Origin of the sequence: Bradyrhizobium sp. CCBAU 11357, assembly GCF_028128865.1 — a bacterium.
In the GTDB taxonomy this organism is placed as follows: domain Bacteria; phylum Pseudomonadota; class Alphaproteobacteria; order Rhizobiales; family Xanthobacteraceae; genus Bradyrhizobium.
In genome coordinates this window covers 159,074-182,252 of sequence record NZ_LBJW01000111.1, presented here as the reverse complement: position 1 = coordinate 182,252, position 23,179 = coordinate 159,074, and the positions used below count along the sequence as shown (strand labels likewise).

At 65.4% G+C, this 23,179-nt stretch carries 26 protein-coding genes; 5 read left to right on the top strand and 21 right to left on the bottom strand.

Features of this window, described 5'->3' with window-relative positions:
- Positions 1–16: 16 nt before the first annotated feature.
- The gene (locus XI05_RS32930; RefSeq protein WP_172785229.1) at positions 17–406 is read left to right on the top strand and encodes a RidA family protein; all 390 of its coding nucleotides are present in this window, start codon (positions 17–19) and stop codon (positions 404–406) included.
- Positions 407–484: 78 nt separating this feature from the next.
- Complete coding sequence (locus XI05_RS32925) at positions 485–1,927, top strand: homospermidine synthase (protein WP_271509672.1); 1,443 nt, start codon at positions 485–487, stop codon at positions 1,925–1,927.
- Between the two features lie 131 nt (positions 1,928–2,058).
- Here the strand turns inward: XI05_RS32925 and XI05_RS32920 are convergent, their stop codons facing one another.
- From XI05_RS32920 to XI05_RS32870, 11 genes are all read right to left on the bottom strand, one after another.
- Complete coding sequence (locus tag XI05_RS32920) at positions 2,059–2,397, bottom strand: hypothetical protein (protein WP_271510070.1); 339 nt, start codon at positions 2,395–2,397, stop codon at positions 2,059–2,061.
- A gap of 94 nt (positions 2,398–2,491) precedes the next feature.
- Complete coding sequence (locus XI05_RS32915) at positions 2,492–3,208, bottom strand: MgtC/SapB family protein (RefSeq protein ID WP_271509669.1); 717 nt, start codon at positions 3,206–3,208, stop codon at positions 2,492–2,494.
- 132 nt (positions 3,209–3,340) lie between these two features.
- Complete coding sequence (locus XI05_RS32910; protein WP_271509667.1) at positions 3,341–4,360, bottom strand: WD40 repeat domain-containing protein; 1,020 nt, start codon at positions 4,358–4,360, stop codon at positions 3,341–3,343.
- Positions 4,360–5,409, bottom strand: a complete 1,050-nt coding sequence (locus XI05_RS32905) for a CobW family GTP-binding protein (RefSeq protein ID WP_260381973.1) — start codon at positions 5,407–5,409, stop codon at positions 4,360–4,362. Before XI05_RS32905 ends, XI05_RS32910 begins: the two co-directional genes overlap by 1 nt.
- A 56-nt stretch (positions 5,410–5,465) precedes the next feature.
- Positions 5,466–6,329: a metal ABC transporter solute-binding protein, Zn/Mn family gene (locus tag XI05_RS32900; RefSeq protein ID WP_271509665.1), complete on the bottom strand. Its 864-nt coding sequence runs from the start codon at positions 6,327–6,329 to the stop codon at positions 5,466–5,468.
- Positions 6,330–6,331: 2 nt separating this feature from the next.
- On the bottom strand, positions 6,332–7,201 hold the full coding sequence (locus tag XI05_RS32895; RefSeq protein ID WP_271509662.1) for a metal ABC transporter permease: 870 nt from the start codon (positions 7,199–7,201) through the stop codon (positions 6,332–6,334).
- A 6-nt stretch (positions 7,202–7,207) separates the two neighbouring features.
- Positions 7,208–7,963 (bottom strand): metal ABC transporter ATP-binding protein, encoded by a 756-nt coding sequence (locus XI05_RS32890; protein ID WP_271509659.1) that lies wholly within the window; start codon positions 7,961–7,963, stop codon positions 7,208–7,210.
- A 2-nt stretch (positions 7,964–7,965) separates the two neighbouring features.
- The gene (locus tag XI05_RS32885) at positions 7,966–8,208 is read right to left on the bottom strand and encodes a hypothetical protein (RefSeq protein ID WP_271509656.1); all 243 of its coding nucleotides are present in this window, start codon (positions 8,206–8,208) and stop codon (positions 7,966–7,968) included.
- Positions 8,209–8,264: 56 nt separating this feature from the next.
- Entirely contained in the window at positions 8,265–8,765 is a 501-nt protein-coding gene (locus tag XI05_RS32880; RefSeq protein WP_271509654.1) for a hypothetical protein, read from the bottom strand.
- Positions 8,762–9,373: a permease gene (locus XI05_RS32875; protein WP_271509651.1), complete on the bottom strand. Its 612-nt coding sequence runs from the start codon at positions 9,371–9,373 to the stop codon at positions 8,762–8,764. The genes XI05_RS32880 and XI05_RS32875 overlap by 4 nt, the downstream gene beginning before the upstream one ends.
- A 258-nt stretch (positions 9,374–9,631) precedes the next feature.
- A complete protein-coding gene (locus XI05_RS32870) occupies positions 9,632–10,228 on the bottom strand; it encodes a superoxide dismutase (RefSeq protein ID WP_172785023.1) in 597 nt (198 codons plus the stop codon).
- Between the two features lie 245 nt (positions 10,229–10,473).
- Between XI05_RS32870 and XI05_RS32865 the strand changes: the two genes are divergently transcribed.
- The 3 genes from XI05_RS32865 (at position 10,474) to XI05_RS32855 (ending at position 13,012) form a co-directional block, all read left to right on the top strand.
- Positions 10,474–11,001, top strand: a complete 528-nt coding sequence (locus XI05_RS32865) for a GNAT family N-acetyltransferase (RefSeq protein ID WP_260381970.1) — start codon at positions 10,474–10,476, stop codon at positions 10,999–11,001.
- A gap of 82 nt (positions 11,002–11,083) precedes the next feature.
- Positions 11,084–12,469, top strand: a complete 1,386-nt coding sequence (locus XI05_RS32860) for an MATE family efflux transporter (protein WP_271509648.1) — start codon at positions 11,084–11,086, stop codon at positions 12,467–12,469.
- 108 nt (positions 12,470–12,577) lie between these two features.
- Positions 12,578–13,012 (top strand): DUF2147 domain-containing protein, encoded by a 435-nt coding sequence (locus tag XI05_RS32855; RefSeq protein ID WP_172785026.1) that lies wholly within the window; start codon positions 12,578–12,580, stop codon positions 13,010–13,012.
- A 138-nt stretch (positions 13,013–13,150) separates the two neighbouring features.
- On the opposite strand, the gene XI05_RS32850 is transcribed toward XI05_RS32855, so the two are convergent.
- From XI05_RS32850 to XI05_RS32805, 10 genes are all read right to left on the bottom strand, one after another.
- Entirely contained in the window at positions 13,151–14,293 is a 1,143-nt protein-coding gene (locus tag XI05_RS32850; RefSeq protein ID WP_271509645.1) for a DUF3095 domain-containing protein, read from the bottom strand.
- Positions 14,294–14,557: 264 nt separating this feature from the next.
- Positions 14,558–14,767 (bottom strand): hypothetical protein, encoded by a 210-nt coding sequence (locus XI05_RS32845; protein WP_172785028.1) that lies wholly within the window; start codon positions 14,765–14,767, stop codon positions 14,558–14,560.
- Between the two features lie 126 nt (positions 14,768–14,893).
- On the bottom strand, positions 14,894–15,616 hold the full coding sequence (locus tag XI05_RS32840; RefSeq protein WP_212254060.1) for an SDR family NAD(P)-dependent oxidoreductase: 723 nt from the start codon (positions 15,614–15,616) through the stop codon (positions 14,894–14,896).
- On the bottom strand, positions 15,609–16,991 hold the full coding sequence (locus XI05_RS32835) for a class I adenylate-forming enzyme family protein (RefSeq protein ID WP_271509641.1): 1,383 nt from the start codon (positions 16,989–16,991) through the stop codon (positions 15,609–15,611). The genes XI05_RS32840 and XI05_RS32835 overlap by 8 nt, the downstream gene beginning before the upstream one ends.
- On the bottom strand, positions 16,978–17,223 hold the full coding sequence (locus XI05_RS32830) for an acyl carrier protein (RefSeq protein WP_015688794.1): 246 nt from the start codon (positions 17,221–17,223) through the stop codon (positions 16,978–16,980). The genes XI05_RS32835 and XI05_RS32830 overlap by 14 nt, the downstream gene beginning before the upstream one ends.
- Before the next feature lie 144 nt (positions 17,224–17,367).
- Positions 17,368–19,182, bottom strand: coding sequence for a long-chain-acyl-CoA synthetase (locus tag XI05_RS32825; RefSeq protein WP_271509639.1), 1,815 nt, complete (start codon positions 19,180–19,182; stop codon positions 17,368–17,370).
- A gap of 198 nt (positions 19,183–19,380) precedes the next feature.
- The gene (locus XI05_RS32820) at positions 19,381–19,659 is read right to left on the bottom strand and encodes a DUF3551 domain-containing protein (protein WP_172785032.1); all 279 of its coding nucleotides are present in this window, start codon (positions 19,657–19,659) and stop codon (positions 19,381–19,383) included.
- Positions 19,660–19,835: 176 nt separating this feature from the next.
- A complete protein-coding gene (gene htpG / locus XI05_RS32815) occupies positions 19,836–21,713 on the bottom strand; it encodes a molecular chaperone HtpG (RefSeq protein ID WP_271509636.1) in 1,878 nt (625 codons plus the stop codon).
- Positions 21,714–21,822: 109 nt separating this feature from the next.
- Positions 21,823–22,245: a hypothetical protein gene (locus tag XI05_RS32810; protein WP_271509633.1), complete on the bottom strand. Its 423-nt coding sequence runs from the start codon at positions 22,243–22,245 to the stop codon at positions 21,823–21,825.
- Between the two features lie 249 nt (positions 22,246–22,494).
- Complete coding sequence (locus XI05_RS32805; protein WP_271509630.1) at positions 22,495–23,127, bottom strand: nuclear transport factor 2 family protein; 633 nt, start codon at positions 23,125–23,127, stop codon at positions 22,495–22,497.
- Positions 23,128–23,179: the final 52 nt, after the last annotated feature.

The window sequence follows — 23,179 nt, the reverse complement described above, 5'->3', positions numbered from 1 at the left end:
GCCGAGGCCCATGACCATGTCCCGTCGCCTGATCTCCACCGGCTCCCCGCTCGAGAAGACCGTCGGCTACAGCCGTGCCGTGATCGACGGCGAGTTCGCCTTCGTCGCGGGAACCACCGGCTATGACTACACCACGATGACGATGCCATCAGATGTCACGAGCCAGTCACGCAACTGCTTCAAGACCATCGCCGCCGCGCTGACGGAGGGCGGCTTCGAGATGGCCGATATCGTCCGTGCGACCTACTACGTGACCGACGCCAGCTACATCGACGCCCACTTCGCCGTCTGCGGCGAGGTCCTCGCCGACATCAGGCCGGCGGCGACGTTGCTGGTCGTCAGCGCCCTCGCCAGGCCCGAGATGAAGGTCGAGATCGAAGTCACCGCCAAGCGCCGCGGCACCTAAAAAGCGCCGCAGCATCTGACAAGCACCGCAGCGCCTGATCCATCCCTCACTGCCAGCACTTTCCGGAGAACCCATCCCATGAGCCCTCCCTCGCAGATCTACGCGAAGATCACCGGCCCCGTCGTCATGGTCGGCTTCGGCTCCATCGGCAAAGGCACGCTGCCCTTGATCGAGCGGCATCTCGATTACGACAAGTCGCGCATCACCGTGCTCGATCCCAAGGACGAGGGCCGCAAGGCGCTTTGCGAGAAGCACAATGTCCGCTTCATCCAGAAGGGCCTGACCAGGGACAATTACCGCGAGGTGCTGACCCCGCTGCTCACGGAGGGCGGCGGCCAGGGCTTCTGCGTCAATCTCTCGGTCGATACCGGCTCGACCGACATCATGGAGCTCTGCAACGAGCTCGGCGCGCTCTACATTGACACGGTCAACGAGCCCTGGCTCGGGTTCTATTTCGATCCCTCGAAGGGCCCTGAGGCGCGCTCCAACTACGCGCTGCGCGAAACGACGCTGGCCGCCAAGAAGGCCCGTCCAGCCGGCTCGACCACGGCCGTCTCCTGCTGCGGCGCCAATCCCGGCATGGTCTCCTTCTTCGTCAAGCAGGCGCTGCTCAATGTCGCGGCCGATCTGAAGCTGAATGCACCCAGGCCGAAGACCAAGGGCGAATGGGCGGATTTGATGCGGCAGGCCGGCATCAAGGGCATCCACATCGCCGAGCGCGACACCCAGCGGTCGAAGAAGCCGAAGGAGCCCGACGTCTTCGTCAACACCTGGTCGGTGGAAGGCTTCCTGTCGGAAGGCATGCAGCCATCCGAGCTCGGCTGGGGCACCCATGAGAAATGGATGCCCGAGAATGCGCACACCCATGAAGCCGGCTGCGGCGCCGCCATCTACCTGATGCAGCCCGGCGCCAACACGCGCGTGCGCACCTGGTGCCCGACCCGCGGCGCCCAGTATGGCTTCCTGGTCACTCACAACGAGTCGATCTCGATCGCCGATTATTTCACCGTGCGCGACGCCTCGGGCAAGGCGATCTACCGGCCGACCTGCCACTATGCCTACCATCCGGCCGACGATGCCGTGCTGTCGCTGCATGAAATGTTCGGCCGCGCCGGGAAGATGCAGGAGAAGCACCACATCCTCGACGAGAACGAGATCGTCGACGGCATCGACGAGCTCGGCGTGCTGCTGTTCGGCCATGACAAGAATGCCTATTGGTTCGGCTCGCAGCTGTCGATCGAAGAGACCCGCGAGCTCGCGCCCTACCAGAACGCCACCGGCCTGCAGGTGACCTCCGCCGTGCTCGGCGGCATGGTGTGGGCGCTGGAGAACCCCAATGAGGGCATCGTCGAAGCCGACGAGATGGATTTCGAGCGCCTGCTCGAAATTCAACTGCCCTATCTCGGCCCGGTGAAGGGTTTTTATACCGACTGGACCCCGCTGACGGATCGTCCCGGACTGTTCCCGGAGGATATCGACGGCAGCGATCCCTGGCAGTTCAAGAACATTCTGGTGCGGTGAGGCGGGCTCTCTCTGCCCCGTCATTCCGGGGCGACGCGTAGCGTCGAGCCCGGAAATCCATCGGGCGGCAGACTCCGAGGATAAATGGATTCCGGGTTGGCGCTATGCGCGCCCCGGAATGACGGAGAGAGCTACTTCTTCTCCATCGGCGGCGCGATCTTCTCGGCCGGGGCCGGCGGCAGTGCTGGTTTGGCCGCGCCTGCCGCGCCCTGCGTCTGCGGCTCCGGCCGCGCGGGCTCGGGGGCCGGCGTGGTCGGGCGATCCCCGCCTGGCTTCGCCTCCGCGGGCACCTTGCTCTGTTCGTCGGACGGGGTGCCCTGGAGCGGGGGCGTTGCCTGTGCCAGCTGCATCCGGCTTTCGGCGCGGATTTGCGCCAGCGACATCACCGACACCACAACGCCTGCTGCGAACAGCGCACCGGCGATTGTCAGATTGAGCTTCAGTTTGTGCTTGTCATCTCGGCCGGGCATGTCGATCACCGCCTTTGTCCTGGGGATCAACGAAATTGGGGCGCGCCGGTTCCGGAACCGAAGACGCGGGGAACCCACGCGCCAAAACGCCGCGTCACTCCGTCGTGCTGATTTCCCAGGTCGCATGCCGCACGCCCGGCAGATGCTGCAGATCGGTCGCGACCGCGTTCAGCTCGTTCGGGTCGACCGCGCTCGCAACCAGCCTGGCGGCGATCTCCAGAATGTCCTCGCTGATCTCGGCGACTTCGATATCGGCCACCGCATATTTCGCCGCCTCGAGTTTGTCGACGAGGCGGTCGCGCATGTCGGGCAAAGCGTCGGCCGCAACCGCGAGCTTGAAATAGTAGGTCGCCTCCAGCGCCTTCTCATTCAGCGGGATGCGGTTGATGGCGTTGACCAGCGGGCGCAGCATGGTGTTGCCGGCGATGACGAAGACGGTCAGCGCGGCCGCCTGCGCGACCATGTCGGCGCCGGCGCAGGAGCCGACCGCGGCCGAGGCCCATAGCGTCGCTGCCGTATTGAGGCCGCGCACGTCCATGCCCTGCTTCATGATGACACCGGCGCCGAGGAAGCCGATGCCGGAGACGACGTAGGAGATCACCCGCACCGCGCCGTCAGCGCCGGTCAGGTGCATGGCGAGATCGACGAAGGCGGCGGCGCCAACCGCGACCAGCACGTTGGTGCGTAGCCCCGCGGTGCGCTGGCGGTATTGCCGCTCGGCGCCGATCAAGGTGCCCAGCACGAAGGCCGTGGTCAGGCTGATCAGCGTGTCGGCGAAATCGGCAAGCTGGAAGGTCGTCAGAAAGCGCATGAATTGAGCTGCCGTAGGGTGGGCAAAGGCGCGCTCTTCGCGCGACGTGCCCACCACTTTTGCTTTGCGGAGAGAATGGTGGGCACGGCGCAAGAGCACCTTTGCCCACCCTACGGCCGGAAGGATGACAGTTTAAAGCTCGAGCAGACCGCCGTCCCCATTTTCGTCGGCAAACGCCAGCAGCGTGCCTTTGGCGTTCCAGGCAAGCGCGGCGACGGGAGGCGTGCCGTTGCGACGGACCAGGATCTCCGCGCCGTCATCCATGCGGACCATCAGCACGGTTCCGTCGCTGTAGCCGGCGGCGAGGATGTCGTTCTTGGGATGACAGGCGACCACGGAGACGCGCGCCTGCAGAGGCGCGAGCATCGCGGGCTCCTTGCCCATCGGCCCGTCCTTGCTGCCGAACGGCCAGATGATCACGGTGTCGGCGCCCGAGGTCGCGAGCCCCTTGCCGCCGGCGCTCCAGGACATCGAGCGGACGCGGCCGGGATAGCCGGTCATGCGCATGTGCCTGTTGTCGGCGAGCCGCCAGCCGTGCAGCGCCGGCTCGTGCATCGCGGTGACCAGGAATTTGTTGTCGGGGCTGAAGGCGACCGCGTGATGCGAGCCGGCCCAGGCCAGGAATTCGGCCGATCCCGCCATGTTCGGAAACCACAGCGTCACGCCGTTGTAATGCGCGATTGCGAGCCGCAGACCCTTCGGCGCGAAGGCAAGGCCGCCGACGGTCGAGGGCACGTCGATCGACTTCTCCTCGGCCTTGCCGCTCTTGACGGTCGCGGTCTTGCCGGCGGACCAGGCGAAGGCGCCGTCGGCCTGCAGCGCCACCGCGTCGATCCAGCGCCGCTTGGGATCGGTGGCGAGCAGCGTCACCTCGCCCTTGGCATCGAGCGAGACCACCTTGCCGTCGTCGCCGCCCATCACGATGCGCTTGCCGTCGGAGGCGGTCGAGAGAATGCCGCCGCCATGCACGGCGACCGTGGTGATCTCGCAATTGGCATCGACGAATGCGACGTTCTCCGCGCCGCCGACGAAGACGGCGCGATCCCTCAGGAAATGCACCGAGGTCACGGCTATGCCGAGCGCAATGGGCTTGACGCGGTCGGTGACGGAAACGATCGAAGCGGAATCGGGAGCCGGCGTAAACTCTTTCATCACGAGACGATGCAGCTCTCAAAACCCTTGCGGATCGCCTCTTCGGGCAATTCGCGGCCGATGAAGACGAGGCGGCTCTCGCGCGGCTCGCCGTCTTTCCATTTCCGCTGATGGTTGCCCTCCAGCATCATGTGGACGCCCTGGAAAACGTAGCGGTCGTCGTCGTCATGGAAGGAGAGGATGCCCTTGGAACGCAAGATCTTGCCGCCCTCGACCTGCACCAGGTTCTGCAGCCAGGGCATGAACACGTTGGGATCGAGCGGCTTGTCGGTCTTCAGCGAGAGCGACTGCATGTCCTCGTCGTGATAGTGCTTGAGGCCGTGACCGTGATGATGGTGATGATGGTCGTGGTCGTGATGGTGGTGATGATCATGGTCGTGATCATGATCGTCGGCCTCGAGGAAATCCGGCTCGATGTCGAGGATGCGGTCGAGATCGAACGCACCGCGGTCGAGCACGTCGGCCAGCGCCACCGAGCAGCGCTCGGTGCGGTGCAGCTTCGCATAGGGATTGATGCCGCGGATGCGGGCCTCGACCTCGGCGAGCTCGCCCTTGTTGACGAGGTCGGTCTTGTTCAGAACGATGACGTCGGCAAAGGCGATCTGGTTCTTGGCCTCGGGCGCGTCCTTGAGCCGGTCGGACAGCCATTTGGCGTCGGCGACCGTCACGACCGCATCGAGCCGGGCGTTCTTCTGCACGTCCTCGTCGACGAAGAAGGTCTGCGCGACCGGCGCCGGATCGGCAAGACCGGTGGTCTCGACGATGATGGCGTCGAACTTGCCCTTGCGCTTCATCAGGCCGTCCATGATGCGGACGAGGTCGCCGCGCACGGTGCAGCAGATGCAGCCGTTGTTCATCTCGAACACTTCCTCGTCGGCGCCGATGATGAGGTCGTTGTCGATGCCGATCTCGCCGAACTCGTTGACGATGACGGCGTATTTCTTGCCGTGGTTTTCGGACAGGATGCGGTTCAGCAGCGTGGTCTTGCCGGCGCCGAGATAGCCGGTCAGCACGGTCACGGGAATCTTCTGGGAGGTCGCTTCAGACATAACAACTCCGGACTTCAAGGCTTTTTCGCGCGACGCGAGGCGGGGTGGCCCCTGCCCTAATGGTCAAGCGCGCTGGTCAGGGCCTTTATATTGTGCCTGACCATGTCAATGTAAGTGGGTGCAGGCCCCTTTTCGCCGGTCAAACCATCCGAAATCAGCGTCCCGCCGACCCTGGCCCCGGTCTCGGCCGCGATCCGCCGGATCAGGCGATCGTCGGTGATATTTTCAAGGAACACGGCCGGGATCCTCGCGGCCTTGATCTGGCCGATGATCGCGGCGATATCGCGCGCGCTCGGCTCGGTTTCCGTGGAGACGCCCAGGGGCGCGATGAACTGGATACCGTACTCGGCGGAAAAATAGCCGAAGGCGTCGTGGGTGGAGATGACTTTGCGCCGCTCGGTTGGGATTTTCGCCACGGCCTCGCGGACCTCGCGGTCCAAGGTTTCGAGCTTTTCCAAATAGGCCCTGGCCTGGCCTTGGAATAACTCCGCGTCGTCAGGAGCGGCTGCGGCCAGCGCATTGGCGATGTCCGTGACGTAGATCTTTGCGTTGGGAATGGACTGCCAGGCGTGGGGATCAGCGGCCGAACCTAATTTCAGCGGCGCGATGCCGGCGCTCGCGGTGACCACCTGGGCCTTGCTCCCTGCGGATTGAACGAGGCGCGGCAGCCAGCCTTCGAGCCCAAGCCCGTTGACGATGACGAGCTTCGCCGCCGCGACCCGCTTCGCATCGCTAGGGGCCGGCGTATAGACGTGGACGTCGCTATCAGGCCCGACCAGCGTCGTCAGGTTGATGCGGTCACCACCGACATTGCGGACGAAATCGCCGAGGATCGAGAAGCTTGCGACGACGTTGAGCCGCTCCGCAGCCTCCAGCGGCGAGGCGATCAGCAACAGCGCACAAAGCAGGATGAGCCGCATCGTCATGCTTCCAGATGCCGGCCGGGAAACAGCTGCCGGACGATGCCGCCGACGCGGCCGAACAGGACGGAGACGATGTAAAGCACCGTCGCCACCAGAATGATCGCGGGGCCCGAGGGAACGCGGGTCTGGAACGACAGCACGAGGCCGGCATAGCCCGAGACCCCAGCAGCAATGACGGCGATGCAGATCATCGCGGTGAGGTCGCGCGACCAGAACCTTGCGATGCCGGCGGGCAGGATCATCAGGCCCACCGCCAGCAGCGTGCCCAGCGCCTGAAAGCCGTTGACGAGGTTGATGACGACCAGTGCGAGGAAGGCGAGATGGGCAGGGCCGCCAGCCCGGCTCACGGTGCGCAGGAACAGGGGATCGACGCTCTCGATCACCAGCGGGCGGTAGATCACCGCGAGCACCAGCAGCGTCACCGTGGCGTTGAAGGCGACCACCAGCAGGGTCTGGTCGTCCATCGCGAGGATGTTGCCGAACAGCACGTGCAGCAGGTCGATATTGGTGCCCTTGATCGAGACGATGGTGACACCGAGCGCGAGCGAAGCGAGATAGAAGGTCGCGAGCGAGGCGTCCTCCTTCAGCCCGGTCGAGCGTGCGACCACACCGGCGAGGATCGCGACGGCAAAGCCGGCGATCAGGCCCCCGGCCGTCATCGCGAGCAGATTGAGGCCGGAGAGCAGGAAACCGACGGCCGCACCGGGCAGGATCGCATGCGCCATGGCGTCGCCGACGAGACTCATCCGCCGCAGCATCAGGAACACGCCGATCGGCGCCCCCGCCAGCGCCAGCGCGATCACCGCGGCGAGCGCGCGCCGCATGAACTCGAATTCGGTGAACGGACCGATCAGCGCATCATAGAGCATCGGATATCAGGCCGCCCGCGAGCTGATATCATCGGCCGCGCAGGCTGCCGCGCTGTCGTCGAAGGCCTCGCACATCCGCATCGCGACCAGCAGGTTTTCCGGCGTCAGCACCTCCGCCGTCGGTCCCCACGCGACCGGGCCGCGCGCCAGCACCAGTGTTTCCGTGAAATGGTTGCGCACCATCTCCATGTCGTGCAGCGCGGCGAGCACCGTGCGGCCCTCGCCCTGCCAGCGCTTCACCAGCGCGAGCAGGTCAGTGGTGGTCTTGCTGTCGATGGCGTTGAACGGCTCGTCGAGCACGATCAGGCTGGCATCCTGGAGCAGCACACGCGCGAACAGCACGCGCTGCATTTGGCCGCCGGAGAGTGTGCCGATCGGGCGGTTCTCGAAACCGCTGAGCCCAACGGCTCCGATCGCGCGGAGAATCTTGTCGCGCGCGGCCTTGCCGATGCCGCCGAACAGGCCCGTGCCACGCCACAGCCCGGTGCCGACGAAATCGAACACCGAGATCGGGAAGCTGCGGTCGATCTCCGCATTCTGCGGCAGATAGGCGATGTCCCTGCTGTCGAGCCCGCCGAGATGGATGCTGCCGTCGAGCGGCCTCAGGATGCCGACGATGCCGCGCAGCAGCGTCGACTTGCCGGCGCCGTTCGGACCGATCACCGCAACCAGCGCACCCGGCGCGACCTCGCCGCTGAGATGATGCACGGCGGGGTGCCGGTCGTAGCCGAGCGTGACATTGTGGAAATGCAGCGCTGCCATCCTCACCTCATCGCCAGGAAGACGATGCCCCACAGCACGGCACAGACGGCGAGCGCGGCCGCAAGGCGCCCCGGCATGGTCATGCGCAGGATCGACCAGGGCGCCGCCTGGGCCGGATGCGGCGAGGCCGCATCGTGGACATGGGCGTGGGTGTGATCGTGCCCGTGCGAGTGCCCGTCGCCGTGACCATGGGAGTGGCCATGAGCATGGTCGTGCTGGTGGGCGTGGGACGCGGCGGGAGCCATTTGCGGACGTTATATTATAACATTACGCCTGTCCACGGCTGGACCGACATCCCGGCTCAGGGCTTGCCGATCACCATGGCGATCGCCGCTGCCACGAACGGGAACGGCACCGAGACGGCGCAGCGGAACCAGACGAAACGGGCGGGCATGAACGGGATTTCCCACAAGATCACCCGCTGGAAGGCAAACAGCGCCCAAGCGACGACATAGGCGACCACCTGCGGCATCCCACCGCCCGACTTCAGCGCCACGGTGCCGATGGAGAAGCCGACCACGGGGCCCCCGGGCGTGGCCGCACCGGCGACCACGGCGGTGGCAACCCCGAGCCAGCCGCTTTCCGGGCCGAGCCAGCCGGTGATCACCTCCTGCGGGATGATGGCGGCGATGTAGCCGGAGCCGATCACGCCGAGCGCAATCCGCGGCACGATGTTGACGAAGTCCATCGTGCCTTCGCGCAAGGATGCCTTGAACACCGGCGCGCCGCGGCGAAAGGCGATCAGCCCGACGCCGAGCACCGAGCCCCACAGCAGGATGTCGATCAGAAGCGCTGCGCTCAACTCTCGTCGTCCTTCGCGAGCGGCTTCGGATAGAGCCTGATGTAGACGAAGCGGCCAAGGGCGCCGGCGAGCACCGGCAGCGGCAGCGAGATCAATATCCGCCACAGCGTGAAATCGGTGCCCATGATCGGGATTTCCCAGGCGACCGCCCGGCCATAGCCGATCAGCGTCCAGCTCACGACCATGGCGATGGTTGCGCCGAAATCGGCGCCGACCGCGAGCAGCGCGCTCGCCACGGGATAAGCGGTGAAGGGACCGCCGGGCAGGATTGCGCCGAAGGCGGTGCCGATCAGCAGGCCCATCAGCCCGGATTTCGGCCCGAGCGAGCGCGAGACTTTCTCGTGCGGCAGGATTTCCGAGATGAAGGCGCCGAGCAGACAGCCGGCGAGCACGCGCGGCAGGATGCCCGAGAACAGCGAGAGATCGTGGGTGAGTATGTCCAGAACGCCGTCGGTGCCGTCGCGCCGCCAGACCAGTGCCGCACTCACCGCCACCAGAACTGCGATGATGATGGTCGACCAGCCGATCGGCTTGCGGACCCGGCCCGGCCGCGGCTCGGATTCCGCGTCGCCGCCGGGCGCCGGATTGTTCGGGGAAGGTTCTGACAACGGGCTGGGTCGCTCGAGGATGATGCCTGCCCTGATTAAGGGCCGTGTTCCCCCGATGCAAACGGTACGATGACAGACCCGTGCGCGCTCGGCGCAGGGCAATTCCGCCCAGCAAAAAAGGCGGTCGCGCCTGCGACCGCCCTTTGTTTCTGTCATTCCGGGGCGGCGCGTCAGCGCCGAGCCCGGAATCCATCGGGCGTCACCCGAGCGGACAAATGGATTCCGGGCTCGCGCTTCGCGCGCCCCGGAATGACATCGTCACGCCTTCTCGAACAGGGACTCCACGTATTCCCAGTTCACGAGGTTCTCGACGAACGCCTTGAGATAGTCGGGGCGGCGGTTGCGATAGTCGATGTAGTAGGAGTGCTCCCAGACGTCGCAGCCGAGGATCGGGGTGGCGCCGTGCACTAGCGGATTCTCGCCGTTCGGGGTCTTGGAGATCTCGAGCTTGCCGTTCTTGACCTGGAGCCAGCACCAGCCGGAGCCGAACTGGCCGACGCCGGCCGCCTGGAAGTCCGTCTTGAACTTCTCGAAGCCGCCGAGGTCCTCGTTGATCTTCTTCTCGATCTTGCCCGGCAGCTTGGTGCCGCCGCCATTGGGCTTCATCCAGCTCCAGAAGTGGATGTGGTTGTAGTGCTGGCCGGCGTTGTTGAACACCGCAGGGTTCTTGCCGAACGAGCCCTTGACGATCTCTTCAAGGGACTTGCCTTCCCATTCGGTCCCCTTGAGCGCGTTGTTGCCGTTGGTGACGTAGGCCTGATGATGCTTGTCGTGGTGATATTCCAGCGTCTCCTTCGACATGTACTGGCCGAGGGCGTCATAGGCGTAAGGAAGTGGGGGCAGCGTAAAGGTCATGGCTTCTTGTCCGCAACTGGTGGGGAACGAGTTCTAACGGTCACCCCTTATAGAAGGTTCCGCCGCCATTAAATACCTTAGAATTTGCGAAAAGGCGTGACTGGGCGAGCCTCGCCCGAATGCACAAATTGATCGCAATCGGCCACCGTCTATCAGGCCCGCGGGCCGTGGTAAAATATCATTGCCTTTGAAGCGCTTAAGACAGAACAAGCGCGCCACGAAACGGAGCTGTGGAGGACCATGCCATGAGCATCGAAATCGACATATTGAACGGCGACGCCTCGTGGCCGATCGCCGAGCCGCTGCTTCAGGCGGTCTGGGCACCGCAGTTGGTCGCAGGCAAGCCCTGGGCTCACGTCAAATGGGCCAATGCCGATCTCCGCGTGCTGCTCGAGACGCCCGAGGACGGTCTCGTCTGCCACGTCGGCATCTACTTCCGCACCATCACCTGGAACGGACAGAAGGTTCATGTCGGCGGCATTGGCGGCGTCTCCACGCGCGAGGACCAGCGCGGCCGTGGCTATGCAACCACGGCTATCGAGGCAGCGGTGCATACGATCCGCGCCAACGAGGCGGTCCGTTTCGCCCTGCTGGTCTGCGAGCCGCACAACGCGGCCTTCTACCAGGCCCGGAGCTGGCTGCCCTTCAACGGCGAGGTCTATTGCGAGCAGCCGGAAGGGCGGATCCGGTTCACCTACATGGCGCCCTATGTCTTCCACATCGTGCGCGCGCCGACGCTGGGCACCATCGACCTATGCGGCCTGCCGTGGTGAGCCCTGCGTGAGCCAGAGCTGCGCCGATCGCCTCATCCTCTTATAATATGTCGATCATCATTTAATATTCCGCCCGGTGAACATGACGATCGACGCCCCCGCAGATGCCGTCCCGCCGGTTGCGCCGGTCGCCTCCCCCATCGCGAGCCTCCTGACCGCGCCGATCCTGCCGACATTGCTGCGGCTCGCGATCCCCAACATGATCGCGATGGTCGGCAGCACGCTGGTTGCGGTGGCCGAGACCTCCTATATCGGCCGGCTCGGCACCATCCCGCTCGCCGCGATCGCGCTGGTGTTTCCGTTCGCGATGCTGACGCAGATGATGAGCGCCGGCGCGATGGGCGGCGGCGTCTCCTCTGCGATCAGCCGCGCGCTCGGCGCAGGGGATCGCGACCGCGCCGCGACGCTGGCGCTGCATGCCGCCATCATCGGCCTTTGCGGCGGGCTGTTCTTCACGGTGATGATGCTCGCCTTCGGCCGCTCCTTCTTCGCGCTGCTCGGCGGACGCGAGCGCGTGCTCGAGGAGGCCAGCGGCTATTCGCAGGTGCTGTTCTCCGGCGCAGTCGCGATCTGGCTCGTCAACACGCTGGCCTCGGTGATCCGCGGCACCGGCGACATGCGCCTGCCTTCGATGGCGCTGATCGGAGCGAGCGTGCTCCAGATCGTGCTCGGCGGCACGCTGGGCCTCGGCCTGTTCGGCGTGCCGCAACTCGGCATGCCGGGCGTCGCCAGCGGCCAGCTGATCGCGTTCAGCTGCGCCGCGCTGTTCTTCCTCTGGTATCTCCTGTCCGGCCGCAGCCGGTTGCCGCTCGATCTTCGCGCCTTCCATTTCGAGCGCGCGATGTTCCTGGACATTCTCAAAGTCGGCGCGGTGGCCTGCCTATCGCCGCTGCAGACCGTGCTCACCATTCTGATCTTCACCAAGATCCTCGCGACCTTCGGCACCGAGATGCTGGCCGGCTACGGCATCGGTTCGCGGCTGGAATTTCTGCTGATCCCGATCACCTTCGCCTTCGGCATCGCCTCGGTGCCGATGGTCGGCATGGCGATCGGCGCCGGACACGTGAAGCGCGCGCGGCGTGTGGCCTGGACCGCGGCTGCGGCCTCCGGACTCACGGTGGGCCTGATCGGCCTCGCCGTTGCGCTCGCTCCGTCGCTGTGGGTGGGGCTGTTCACGCGCGATGCCGGCGTCACCGCCGCCGCGCACAGCTATTTCCACTGGGCCGGTCCAGCCTTCGTGTTCTTCGGCATGGGCGTGTCGCTTTACTTCTCCTCGCAAGGCGCCGCACGCGTCGGCGGGCCCGTGCTCGCCTCCACGGCACGGCTTCTGATCGTGGCGATCGGCGGCATCGGACTGATGACCGCGCAGGCTCCGGCCTGGACCCTGTTCGCGCTGGTCGGCGGCGCCATGGTCGTGTTCGGGCTTTCGACCGCCGCCTCGGTCGCTTTCGCGCGCTGGGGCAAATGATCGCAGGCAAAATGTTCGGGCAACTGAACGCAGGAATGTGATTCCATCAGGCGTTGCGCGCGCTCGATTTGCTGCTATGGAGGCGCCTCCATTCCAGGGCTCCTCTCCATGACATTCAGATTTGCCGCTCTCACCGTCATTCTGGCTGCGCTGATTGGTGCGCCTTCCGCCTATGCGCAGAACGCCGAAGGGACCTGGCTCACCCAGGCGGGCGATGCGCGGGTCAAGATCAGCAAATGCGGCGGCGGCATCTGCGGCCACATCGTCTGGCTGCGCGAGCCCATGGACACCGCGACCGGCCAGCCCGCCACCGACAGCAAGAATCCCAACCCCGCGCTCGCCAGGCGTCCGATGATCGGCCTGCCCTTGTTCAGCGGCATGGAGCCGGCGGGACCGAACAAATGGTCGGGCCAGATCTACAATGCCGACGATGGCGGCACCTATGCGAGCAACATCAGCCTGACTGGCGCGGACGCGCTGCGGGTCGAAGGCTGCGTCGGCGCGCTCTGCGGCGGCGAGACCTGGACGCGCACGGGGCGGTAAGCTTCTGAACTCGTGCCCCGGACGCAGCGCAGCGCTCTTGCGGTGCGCTGCGGAGCCGGGGCCCAGAGGCCGCAGACTGGGCCCCGGCTCAGCAGCGCATCACTACGTGCTGCGCTGCGTCCGGGGCACGAGAGTCTTTCACATCATCGCCTTCAACGCCGTCGCCGCCGAGGCATAGCCGCCGCGCGCGCCGTCGATGAAATGGACGTGATCGCTGCGCAGCGCCGACGGCGTGAAGCAGGTCATCATCGCGGCGTCCTGCCGATGCAGGCCGTAGCGCACGATGCCTTCGCGCGCGGCGGCTTTGAGACGATCGTTCAACGCGCGTTCGAGCTGCGGTGTGCAGTCCAGTATCATGCGCAGGCCATCGTCATATTTGCGGAAGTCCGAGTTCTCGACGACCTGGCGCTTGTAGAGGCTGGGCACGAAGCCGCCGATCTTGATGTCGAAGCGCATGATGAGATAGGCGAACAGCGTATAGGCCAGCACGCTGGCTCTGCGCGCGAGCAGCGGCCCCCCGCGCCTGGTGCGGGCCTCGAATTCCACGCCCTGCGGCGGCCACTTCAGCGGCGGCCCCTGCGGCGGCACCGGCCGGCCGCCGTCCGGGCTGCGCTCGACGAGATGAATGATGTCCTCGATCACCCTGCGGAAGGCCACCTGATCGACGCCGCGCGCCGGCATCACCAGCACCGACAGGATCAGGCCGCGCGCCGCCGGCATCACCTCGAAACGGCACGACAGGCCCGAGAGGTCCGGCTGCGTGCCGGCGGGCGCCTCCTCGACGGCAAACTCGCCGCGCTTCATCGCAGCGTCAGCCCAGGCGAGCCCGCCGCCCGAGAACATCGCATAGGACAGGTTGGGCGACGGCCCGAAGCGGGCGACGCGCACGTCGAGGCCCTGTGCGCGAATGACGCTGACCGGCACCAGTGCGACGCGCATGGTCAGATCGAGGTCTTCCCGCACCCAGGTCGCGGTCGCCGCCAGCGCCTCGCGGGCAAGTTCGACATCATCAGGCGCCACCGCGAAGCTGGCGCCGTCGCCGCCGAACACGAAGGGGAATTCCCGCCCCTGCAGCGCATTGGTCACCGCCGCGATCACGGCGGCGCCCGCCATGTTCACGGCCTTGTAGCGCAGCGCCGCGATCGCCTTGGTCGAATCGACGATATCGGCCACACCGATGCTCCAGTCGTCCGGCAGCGGCGCATAGAGCGCGGGATCCATCAGGCTGGTGAAGCCTCGGAAGACGGGAATGCCGCCATAGAAGGACTCGCCTGAGCTCATCGGGATTACCGGATGGTTGGAACGCGAAACAAAATACGTGGCAGGATCGATCCGGGTTCGCTGGCCGGCGCCCGCTTTCGATCATTGGCCGAAACCGGCCCGGACAACAAGATGCGGCCACGTTGCAATGGCGCGACGGGATCATTGATCGGCATCAAACGACCGCCCGGGGAGAGCGGCTATCGACGGTCGGCTCCAAGGGTTGAGGGCCGCCGGAATTTTCACGCGAACGAATCGACTTGCCGAAGCAGCGGCCGTGAGCTGCTAGTGCAGCTGCTCGTCCTCGCGCTTGCGCAGCCGGGATGCAGGCACGTCGTGGCAACCGACGAGACGCACGAATTGCTGCGGATACATCTCGTGACCGTGAGCGCCGGAATTCTGATGCGACATCGGCGGACAGCGAACCTCATCCGGCTTTACACGGACTGGCTCCGTCAGGGCCCGATTTGAAGCGGTCATGTTTGAAGTGGCCATCGACTGCTCCTCTTCGACTAGGGCAGATCGATTGACGTAACCCAATCGATTGCGGGGCATCTTACGACCAAATCCGGCTGGCTGTCATTGCGCCCGATCAACGCAATTGTGGCAGCCGGGTTCCGCTTACGCCGTGTTCCCGGCATCGATGGTGAACACGGTACCGGTGACGTTGCGGCCGCCGTCGCCCAGAAGGTATTCCACCATGCGCGCGACGTCGTCCGTCTCCGGCAACCGGCGCAGCGCGCTGCGGCCGGCGATGCGCTTGCGGCCTTCGTCGGAGAGAGTGTGCGTCAGCTCGGTGTCGATGAAGCCCGGCGCGATCGCGTTCACGGTGATGCCGAGCTTGCCGACCTCGCGCGCGAGCGAGCGGGTGAAGCCGGTCGCGGCGGCCTTGGTCGCGCCGTAGACGGACAGGCCGTTATAGCCTGTCGTCGCGATGATGGAGGAGATGTTGATGATGCGGCCGGCGCCATCGGCCATCATTTGCCGGGCCACGTATTTGGTGAGGATGATCGGCGACAGCACGTTGAGCTGCACCAGCGCCTCGATCTCGGAATTGTGCATGGTGGCGAGCAGGCCTTCGGTGCCGAGACCGGCATTGTTGACGAGGCCGTAGATCGGGCCGAATTCGTCGCGCACGAGCTTCGCGAAGGCCGGGATTGCATCGATCACGGCAAGATCGCAGGCGCGGAAATGCAGGCGCCCGTCGGCGGCAGCGATGGCCGCCTTGAGCTCGTCGCTCTCGCGCCGCGCCGCCGCGATGACATTGAAGCCGGCCGCGACCAGGCGCTTGCCGATCGCAAGCCCGATGCCGCGGCTGCCGCCGGTGACGAGAACGTTATGCATCGGTGCGCGCCAGTTTTCCGGCCGGGGTGACGTCGAGCGCCTCGACGAAGCGGAGCACCGCCGGCACCTTGTGGGACGCGAGATGGGCGCGGCACAGCGCAAGGATCTGGTCGCGGATCTCTCGCGCGCGCGCAGGATCGGTGCCCTCAGCGAGGATCACGTCCGCGACGACGATGCCGCCGGTGATCGGGCTCTTGCGCGACTTCGCGCGGGACATCCGCACGTCGGGATGGCGGTTGATCACCGCCTCGATCTCCTCGGGGTGGACTTTCAGCCCGCCGATATTGATGATGCCGCCGCGGCGGCCGACGAAATAATAGCGGTCGCCACGCAGCTCGACGATGTCGCCGCTGTCGACGAACCCGTCGTCGTCGGTGAGCGCGGCGGCATTGCGGCCGATATAGGCATGGGCGGTGCGCGTCGAGCGGATGCGCAGCGAGCCGTCGACGACCTTCATCTCGACGCCGTTGCGGTTGCCGAGATAGTCGGCCGGAAAGCCTTCCAGCCCGTCATTGACGGCGAAACCAACGCCGGCCTCGGTCGAGGCATAGGCATGGCCGACGGACGCATTGGGAAATGCCGCCTTCAGGCCGTCGAGCACGGCCTGGTCGGCGATCTCGCCGGAGAGGCGGACGTAAGCCGGGGCGAATTGCGCGGCCGAGCCGCTCATCAGGAGCTTGCGCCAGTGCGAGGGCGTGCCGGAGATATGCGAGACATTGCGCGCCTTCAGCCGCGCGACGTGATCGGCGAGCGCCTCGTGGGGATCGGATAACACCAACGAGCCGCCGGAGAGGATGGCGCGGAGAAAGATTTGCAGGCCGCCATAGCGGCGGATGTCGTAGAACGTCGCCCAGACCGGTGCAGGTCCGCGTGCGGGGCCTTCAGCGACGATCGCGCCGGACAGCGCTTCCAGCGTATGGCCGGCGATCTTTGGCACGCCCGAGGTGCCCGAAGTCAGCATCAGCCATTCGGTGGCGCGCTCGGTCCTGGCCGGCGCGGCGGCTTGAAGCGGCAATTGCGCGGTGACGACCAGCGGCACGGCGGACGCAGCCCAGCGATCGGGCTCATCGGTGACGACAGCATCGATCCCGGCGTCCGCAATCAATGCGTCGAGATGCGCCGGATTGAGGTCCGGCGGACACAGCAGCATGCGGCGGACGATGCCGTCTAGCTCGATCATGGCAAGGCCGGACCGGAGCTGGTCCGACAGCTTGAGCAGCACGGCGCGGCCTGACAATTCGTGCAGCCGGCCGCCCAGAACCGTGTGCGACAGGATGTCGGTCAGCGACACGACATCGTGCGCATCGGAGATGGTGCGGCCTTTCAGCTCAGCGCCGAGATGGTCGCGAAGCGCAAAGATCTCACGCGGGGACATTTTCGTAGGCCCGCACGAAATCGCCCACCGTGGCGGGGAACGCAGCGTCCTCGGAAATGGTGAAGGGGTCGACGCCGGTTTCGTCCTCGAGGCGCGCGACCAGGATGGCGAAGGCGAGCGAGTCAAAACCCGTCTCATGCAGGGACAGATCGTCCGACAGGGCGGGAAGCGTGACGTGCTGCTCCTTGGCGATCTGCTGGATCGCTTCAATGACCTTTGACCTTACCGACATGGCTGGCTCGCTTTTGTTATCGATCTCGTTGTTGCGGCGGCTCTTGATGACCGCCTCCCCATGGCGGTCTGTTTACCCGACAGAAGTAAATGGCTTCTTGGACAATTCAGATAAAATTGGACCTATCTCTCGATTTCGGTTGCTCTACAGCCTGATCGTGCCGCCCGAGATTGCCGCATACGCCTTCTCGTCCAGCGAAACGTAGGCGCCGGATGTCGGATCGAGCATGAACAACGGATCGGGGACCGCGGCCGGGTCAAACCCCTCGCGGGCGAGCTCGCCCTTCTTCTGCTTGAAGGTCTCGGTGGCATCGAGCTCGCGCGAGATGCGGATGAAGAGCGGGCGGGCGTAAACCGGCAGGCGCTGCGCCAGATGAGCGGGCAGCGCTTTGATGTCAAAGCCCTCGTTCACGACGATCGCGCTCATGCCGGCCCGGCCGTCGGCGCCGGGAACGCTGACGCCATAGGTGGTGGCATCGACGATGCCGCTGAAATCGCGCACCGCGTCGTTCACCTCGGAGGTCGCGACATTCTCGCCCTTCCAGCGGAACGTGTCGCCGATACGATCGACGAAATGGAAGAATCCCTTGTCGTCCATCCGCATCAGATCGCCGGTGCGGAACCAGGCATCGCCTTTGGCGAAGACGTCGCGCAGGATTTTCTTCTCGGTCTCACCGGCGTCGGTGTAGCCCTCGAACCGTCCCCCGCCCTCGTCCGCGGTGCCGATGCGGCCGATGGCTTCGCCGGCCTCGCCGCGGCTGCAGGCGATGCAGAAGCCCTCGTCATTGCGCAGCGGCGCGCCGCTATCGGGGTCGAGCTTGACGAGACTGGCAGGAAAGCGGTGCGCGAGCAGCGGCGGGATACGGCCGATCGCGCCCGGCTGGCCCTCGACGTTGAACAGCGAGAAATTGCCTTCGGTCGCGGCGTAGAATTCAAGGACGCGCGGAATGGCGAAGCGCGCCTGAAAATCCTCCCAGATGTCGCCGCGCAGGCCGTTGCCGCAGGCGAGCCGCAGGCGGTGCCGGTTCTCGTATTCCGAGGGCGCGGCCTTGAGCAGATAGCGGCAGAGCTCGCCGATATATTGAAACAGCGTGCAGTCCTGCTGGACGATGTCGGACCAGAAATGCGAGGCCGAGAATTTTTCCGCAATCACCACCGAGCCGCCGGCCGCCAGCATGCTGCACGGCGCGACGATGCCGCCGACCGAATGGAACAGCGGCAGGCAATCGTAGAGCCGATCCTGCGGCGTCGCGCCGGTGAGGCCGGCGAACCAAAAGCCCCAATTGAGGATACGGCGGTGGCTGATGCTGGCCGCTTTCGGCAGGCCGGTGGTGCCGGAGGTGTAGATCAGCAACGCACGGTCGTCGATGGTGACCTCGCCGTGCTCCTCCGAAGCGAGCGGGCCGTCATCAAGAACGGCAAGCGCATCATCGATCGCGCGCTCGCCGCGGCCATCGCCATGCGTCCAGACCCTGGCCTGCGTCTTCAGATGGTGCGCCGCGCTGTCCAGCATCCCCGTCAGCGCATGCGCAACGATGAGATGCGACGGCTTCGCCACGTCGAGGCAGTGCGCGAGCGATGGCCCGACGAGCTTGGTGTTGATCAGCGCGACCACGCCGCCGACACGGCTGATGCCGAGCCAGACCGCGACATAGTCGATGCCGTTCGGCATGATCAACGCAACGGTGTCGCCCTTGGCAAGGCCGACCGAGCGCGCCCAGCGGGCGTAGCGGTTGATCCTCCTCGACAGGCCTTCGTAATCGAGGCTTGCCTCGTCCGCCACCAGCGCGACGCGGTTCGGCTGGCGCTGCGCCCAGTCGTCGATGACATCAGCGAACAGTCGGCCCGGCAGCGTTTCGATCCGCGCGGTGAGCTCGATCGCCCTCAACCAGATCTTGGAAGCCGACGGTGCGCGCGCGGCTTTCGGCTGCTCGATGACGCCGGTGGTCATATTGTTCACTCTTTCGGGCGGTCTGCGGTTTCCGGCAGCTTAGCCCGCGCGCCCTGACCCAGGCGTTAAGAGACAAGGTAAAACCCGGTTAGGGCGCGGTTAACTGTCGTCGGCAGCGCGCAGCCAAGGTCGCACCCGCCGGCAGCGCGCCAACGGGTGTGATCAGGCTGAAAGAGCGATGAATGCAGAAGTCCCGGGCTCGCTTACCTAGTGCACCTTCTTGGGACGCCGGCGCGGCGGCGGCGATTCGTTGAAGGCGTAATAGGGATTGAGGTCGCAGGTCGCGGCAAGGCCCGAGGCCGTGGCGCGGCACTGTTCCAATGAGGTGAACGAGCAGTCGAAATAGTCACTGCCTCCGCCACCAGGGCCGCCACCGACGTAGCGGTGCATGCAGACGGGATAGGCCGGATCGTATCGCTGCGCGCTGGCATCCGCTGCGCCCAGCAGCGTGAAGATCGCGGTAAGAGTGAGGAATGACAAGCGCATGGGGAAATCCTCGAATAGTGACGTCGCTTCATATGACACATCATCTCGTGGTTCGCGACTGTTCCTCGGGCCAATTGACGTCAAGTTGAGTGGGACGCGCAGCGCCAGAGCCGATGCGCGCCGAACGGTTTGACGACCCGGGCGGCCCCCGGTCGGAACGATGCTGCGAAGCGGCGCTAGCCGCCGAGTCCCTGCAAGACGAGCCGGTTCAGCCGCGCCGCGAACGCTGCCGGGTCTTCCGGCAATTCGCCGTCCAGGATCTGCGCCTGTTCGAGCAGGAGCAGGCTGAGATCGTCGACGACCTTCGAGCCAGCCTGCGCCTTGGTGACCGCGGTGACCAGCGGATGGCGCAGATTGATCTCGAGGATCGGCTTGGTCTTCATGCCGCGATTCTGCTGCGACAAGATGCGCTCGAGCTCGCGGCTCGGGCCCTGGCTGTCGGCGACGAGGCAGGAGGCCGAGCTGGTGAGGCGCGTCGAGGCCTTGACGTCGCTGACGCGCTCGCCGAGCGCGGCCTTGATCACGGCGATGGTGGCGGCTTCGTCCGCAGCCGGCTCGTCCTTCTTCGGCTCGTCCTTGTCGTCGATACGCGGGATCAGGTCGAGGTTGAGATCGCCCTGGCTCAGCGACTTCAGCGGCTTGCCCTCGAACTCCGAGGGCATCGAGGTCCAGAACGCATCGACGGGATCCGACAGCAACAGCACCTCGATGCCGCGCGCGGTCGCAGCTTCCAGCCGCGGATTGGACTTGAGCCGCTCGATGCTGTCGCCGACGAGATAATAGATCTCGGTCTGGTTCGGCTTGAAATCGGCGATCACCTGCTTCAGCGACCGCTTCTCGCCCGACGTGGTGGTGAAGCGCGACAGCGCGAGCAGCTTTTCGCGCCGCTCGAAATCCTCGTAGATGCCTTCCTTCAGCACCGCGCCGAAGGCGTCCCAGATCTTGGCAAAATTCTCCGGGTCCTTCTCGGCGAGGCTTTCGAGCTCGGACACCACACGTGTCGCCACCGCTTTGCGGATCTGCGCCAGCTGCGGATTGTTCTGCAGCATCTCGCGGGAGATGTTGAGCGGGAGATCCTCGCTGTCGACCACGCCGCGGACGAAGCGCAAATAGCCCGGCAAGAGGTCGGCGTCATCGGTAATGAAGACGCGCCGGACGTAGAGCTTTACCCGCCCCTTGCGGTTCGGCTCGAACAGGTCGAACGGCTTGGTCGACGGCGCGAACAGCAGCACGGCGTAGGAGTAACGCCCTTCCGCGCGATAGTGCAGCGTCATCGCGGGATCGTCGAAGGCGGAGGCGATCTGCTGATAGGCCTTCTTGTAGTCGTCAGCCGTCAGCTCGGATTTGGAGCGCTGCCACAACGCGCTCGCCGAATTGATCTGGCGCGGCTCGCCGTCTTCCGGCACCAGCTCGATCGGAAACAGGATGTTGTCGGAATAGGAAGTGACGATGCGCTCGATCTCGTAGGTCTCGAGATATTTCCTGGCGTCGTCCTTCAGGTGCAGGACGATCTCGGTGCCGCGCGTCAGGCGCGCCGCCTCCTCGTCGCTGGCACGGGCGATCTCGAAGCCGGAGCCGCCCTGGGAGCTCCAGGTCCAGACATCGCTCTCGCCGGCGCGGCGGCTGATCACGACGATCTTATCGGCGACCATGAAGGCGGAATAGAAGCCAACACCGAACTGGCCGATCAGGCCGAGCCCGTCCTTGGCCTCTTTCAGCTTGGACACGAACGCCTTGGTGCCGGAGCGGGCGATGGTCCCGAGGTGGTCGATCAGCTCCTGCCGCTCCATGCCGATGCCGTTGTCGGCGATCGTGAGCGTCTTGGTCGTCTTGTTGGGAATGATGCGGATCTTGAGCGCGTCGCCTTCGCCCAGCAGGGCGGGACTGGCGATGGCCTCGTAGCGCAGCTTGTCGCAGGCATCGGAGGCGTTGGAGATGAGCTCGCGGAGGAAGATGTCGGTTTCCGAATAGACGGAGTGCACCATCAGGTGCAGCAGTTCGGAAACCTCGGCCTGGAAAGGCTGCGTATGCACAGCCGTATCTGACGTCGTCATGCGCTTCCCCGGTCAAACAAAAAGGGAGGGAACCCGGATATAGCGCGAGGCAACGGCGGATCAAGAGGATGTGAAGTCTCGGTCCGCCAAGCCACCCTGGCGGCGCGGGTCAAGTCACGCAGCGGCCGGGCTGGAGCAGCCTTGCGACCTCGGTCAGGGAGCTGACCATCGGCTCACAGGCGATCGTCGGCTTGTTGCGGGGCTTCTTCTGGTTCTGGAGCAGCACCGGCGACTTGGCATTGCCGGTCTCGATGACGGCGGGGACCCGCAGCAGCACCGACGTATCGGCGAGGTCGTTCAGGCGCATCGATACCGTCCGGGTGGGCACGACTGCCGGCTTGATCTCGGCGAGCCGGTCTGCCTTGGCGACACGATTGACGTTGTGGCCCGGAGCCACGTTGGAGCTGCGGCTGGGGATGTCGGCGACCGCCTGCCAGCGGTCGGCGAGATCGTGGCCGGAGGCCAATTGCACGGCACCGAGCGTCGCGGCGATCGCGATGGCGCTCAAAAACACCTTTTGAATCTGTGACATGGCTGTCGATCCCTCGCCCCATGGCGATCGCGGGAACAACTCCGCCGAAGGACCGGGGGTTCTTGGCCGTTACGATCACTTAACCGTGTGCGAAAAATGCAGCAGACCGGCAAAATATTTCGCGACGTGTGGAACGACTTTCGCGCACGGGAGTCGTCTCAGCAGCCGGCTATTCCCCCCTGCCCCATAAGCCGGCGACGTAGGGCGCGACTGTGGTGATGCCAGTCGCGCCTTACTTTTGTCTGGCGTCTACTTCTGTCTGGCGTCTACTTCGCCTTTGCCGGCGAGCCACTCGCGCCCTTCCCTATAGAGCTTCTCGACCTCAGGGCCGGTGAGGCCCGGCATGTCGCGCTTGACCTTGTAGCCGATCAGCTCCTGCATGTAGGCGAGGTGGCGGTAGCCTTCGGGGAGTGCAGCGAGCGCTGTCTGGTCGAGGCGAAGCGTCGCGGCGGGATCGACCGGGTCGATCCGGTCTTTCTCGTAGATCGGCTGGCGACGGACGATGCCCCACTTGCCAATACCTGATGGGTCATGCCTCTTCTCCAGCAAATCGTAGAAGCGTCCGGTGCAAACGACGTCGCAGAGCACGTCGTGCACGAGGCCGCGCTGCGAGATCGTCATCTTGGTCTGCGCAATGGCCCGCTCGCCGGCGAGGTCGATGCTGGTCCCGCCGAGGAAATGCAGGATGCGCACGCCTCTGGCGAACCCCTCCTGGCTGACGCGCATGAAATCCTGCGCCGGCCCCTGAAACCAGGTCGCGGACATCCAGCCTTCTTCGTGCCAGACCGTGGCAAAGCGCTCCCAGTCGCCGGCATCGCGCCACACCGCCCAGTTCTCGACGAGGTCGCGGATGGCGAGACGGTCGAGGAGTTGCTGGTCCATGGGCCCGTCTCCGATTGGCGTGGTCACACGCGCAGCTGCTGCATTGCTATGG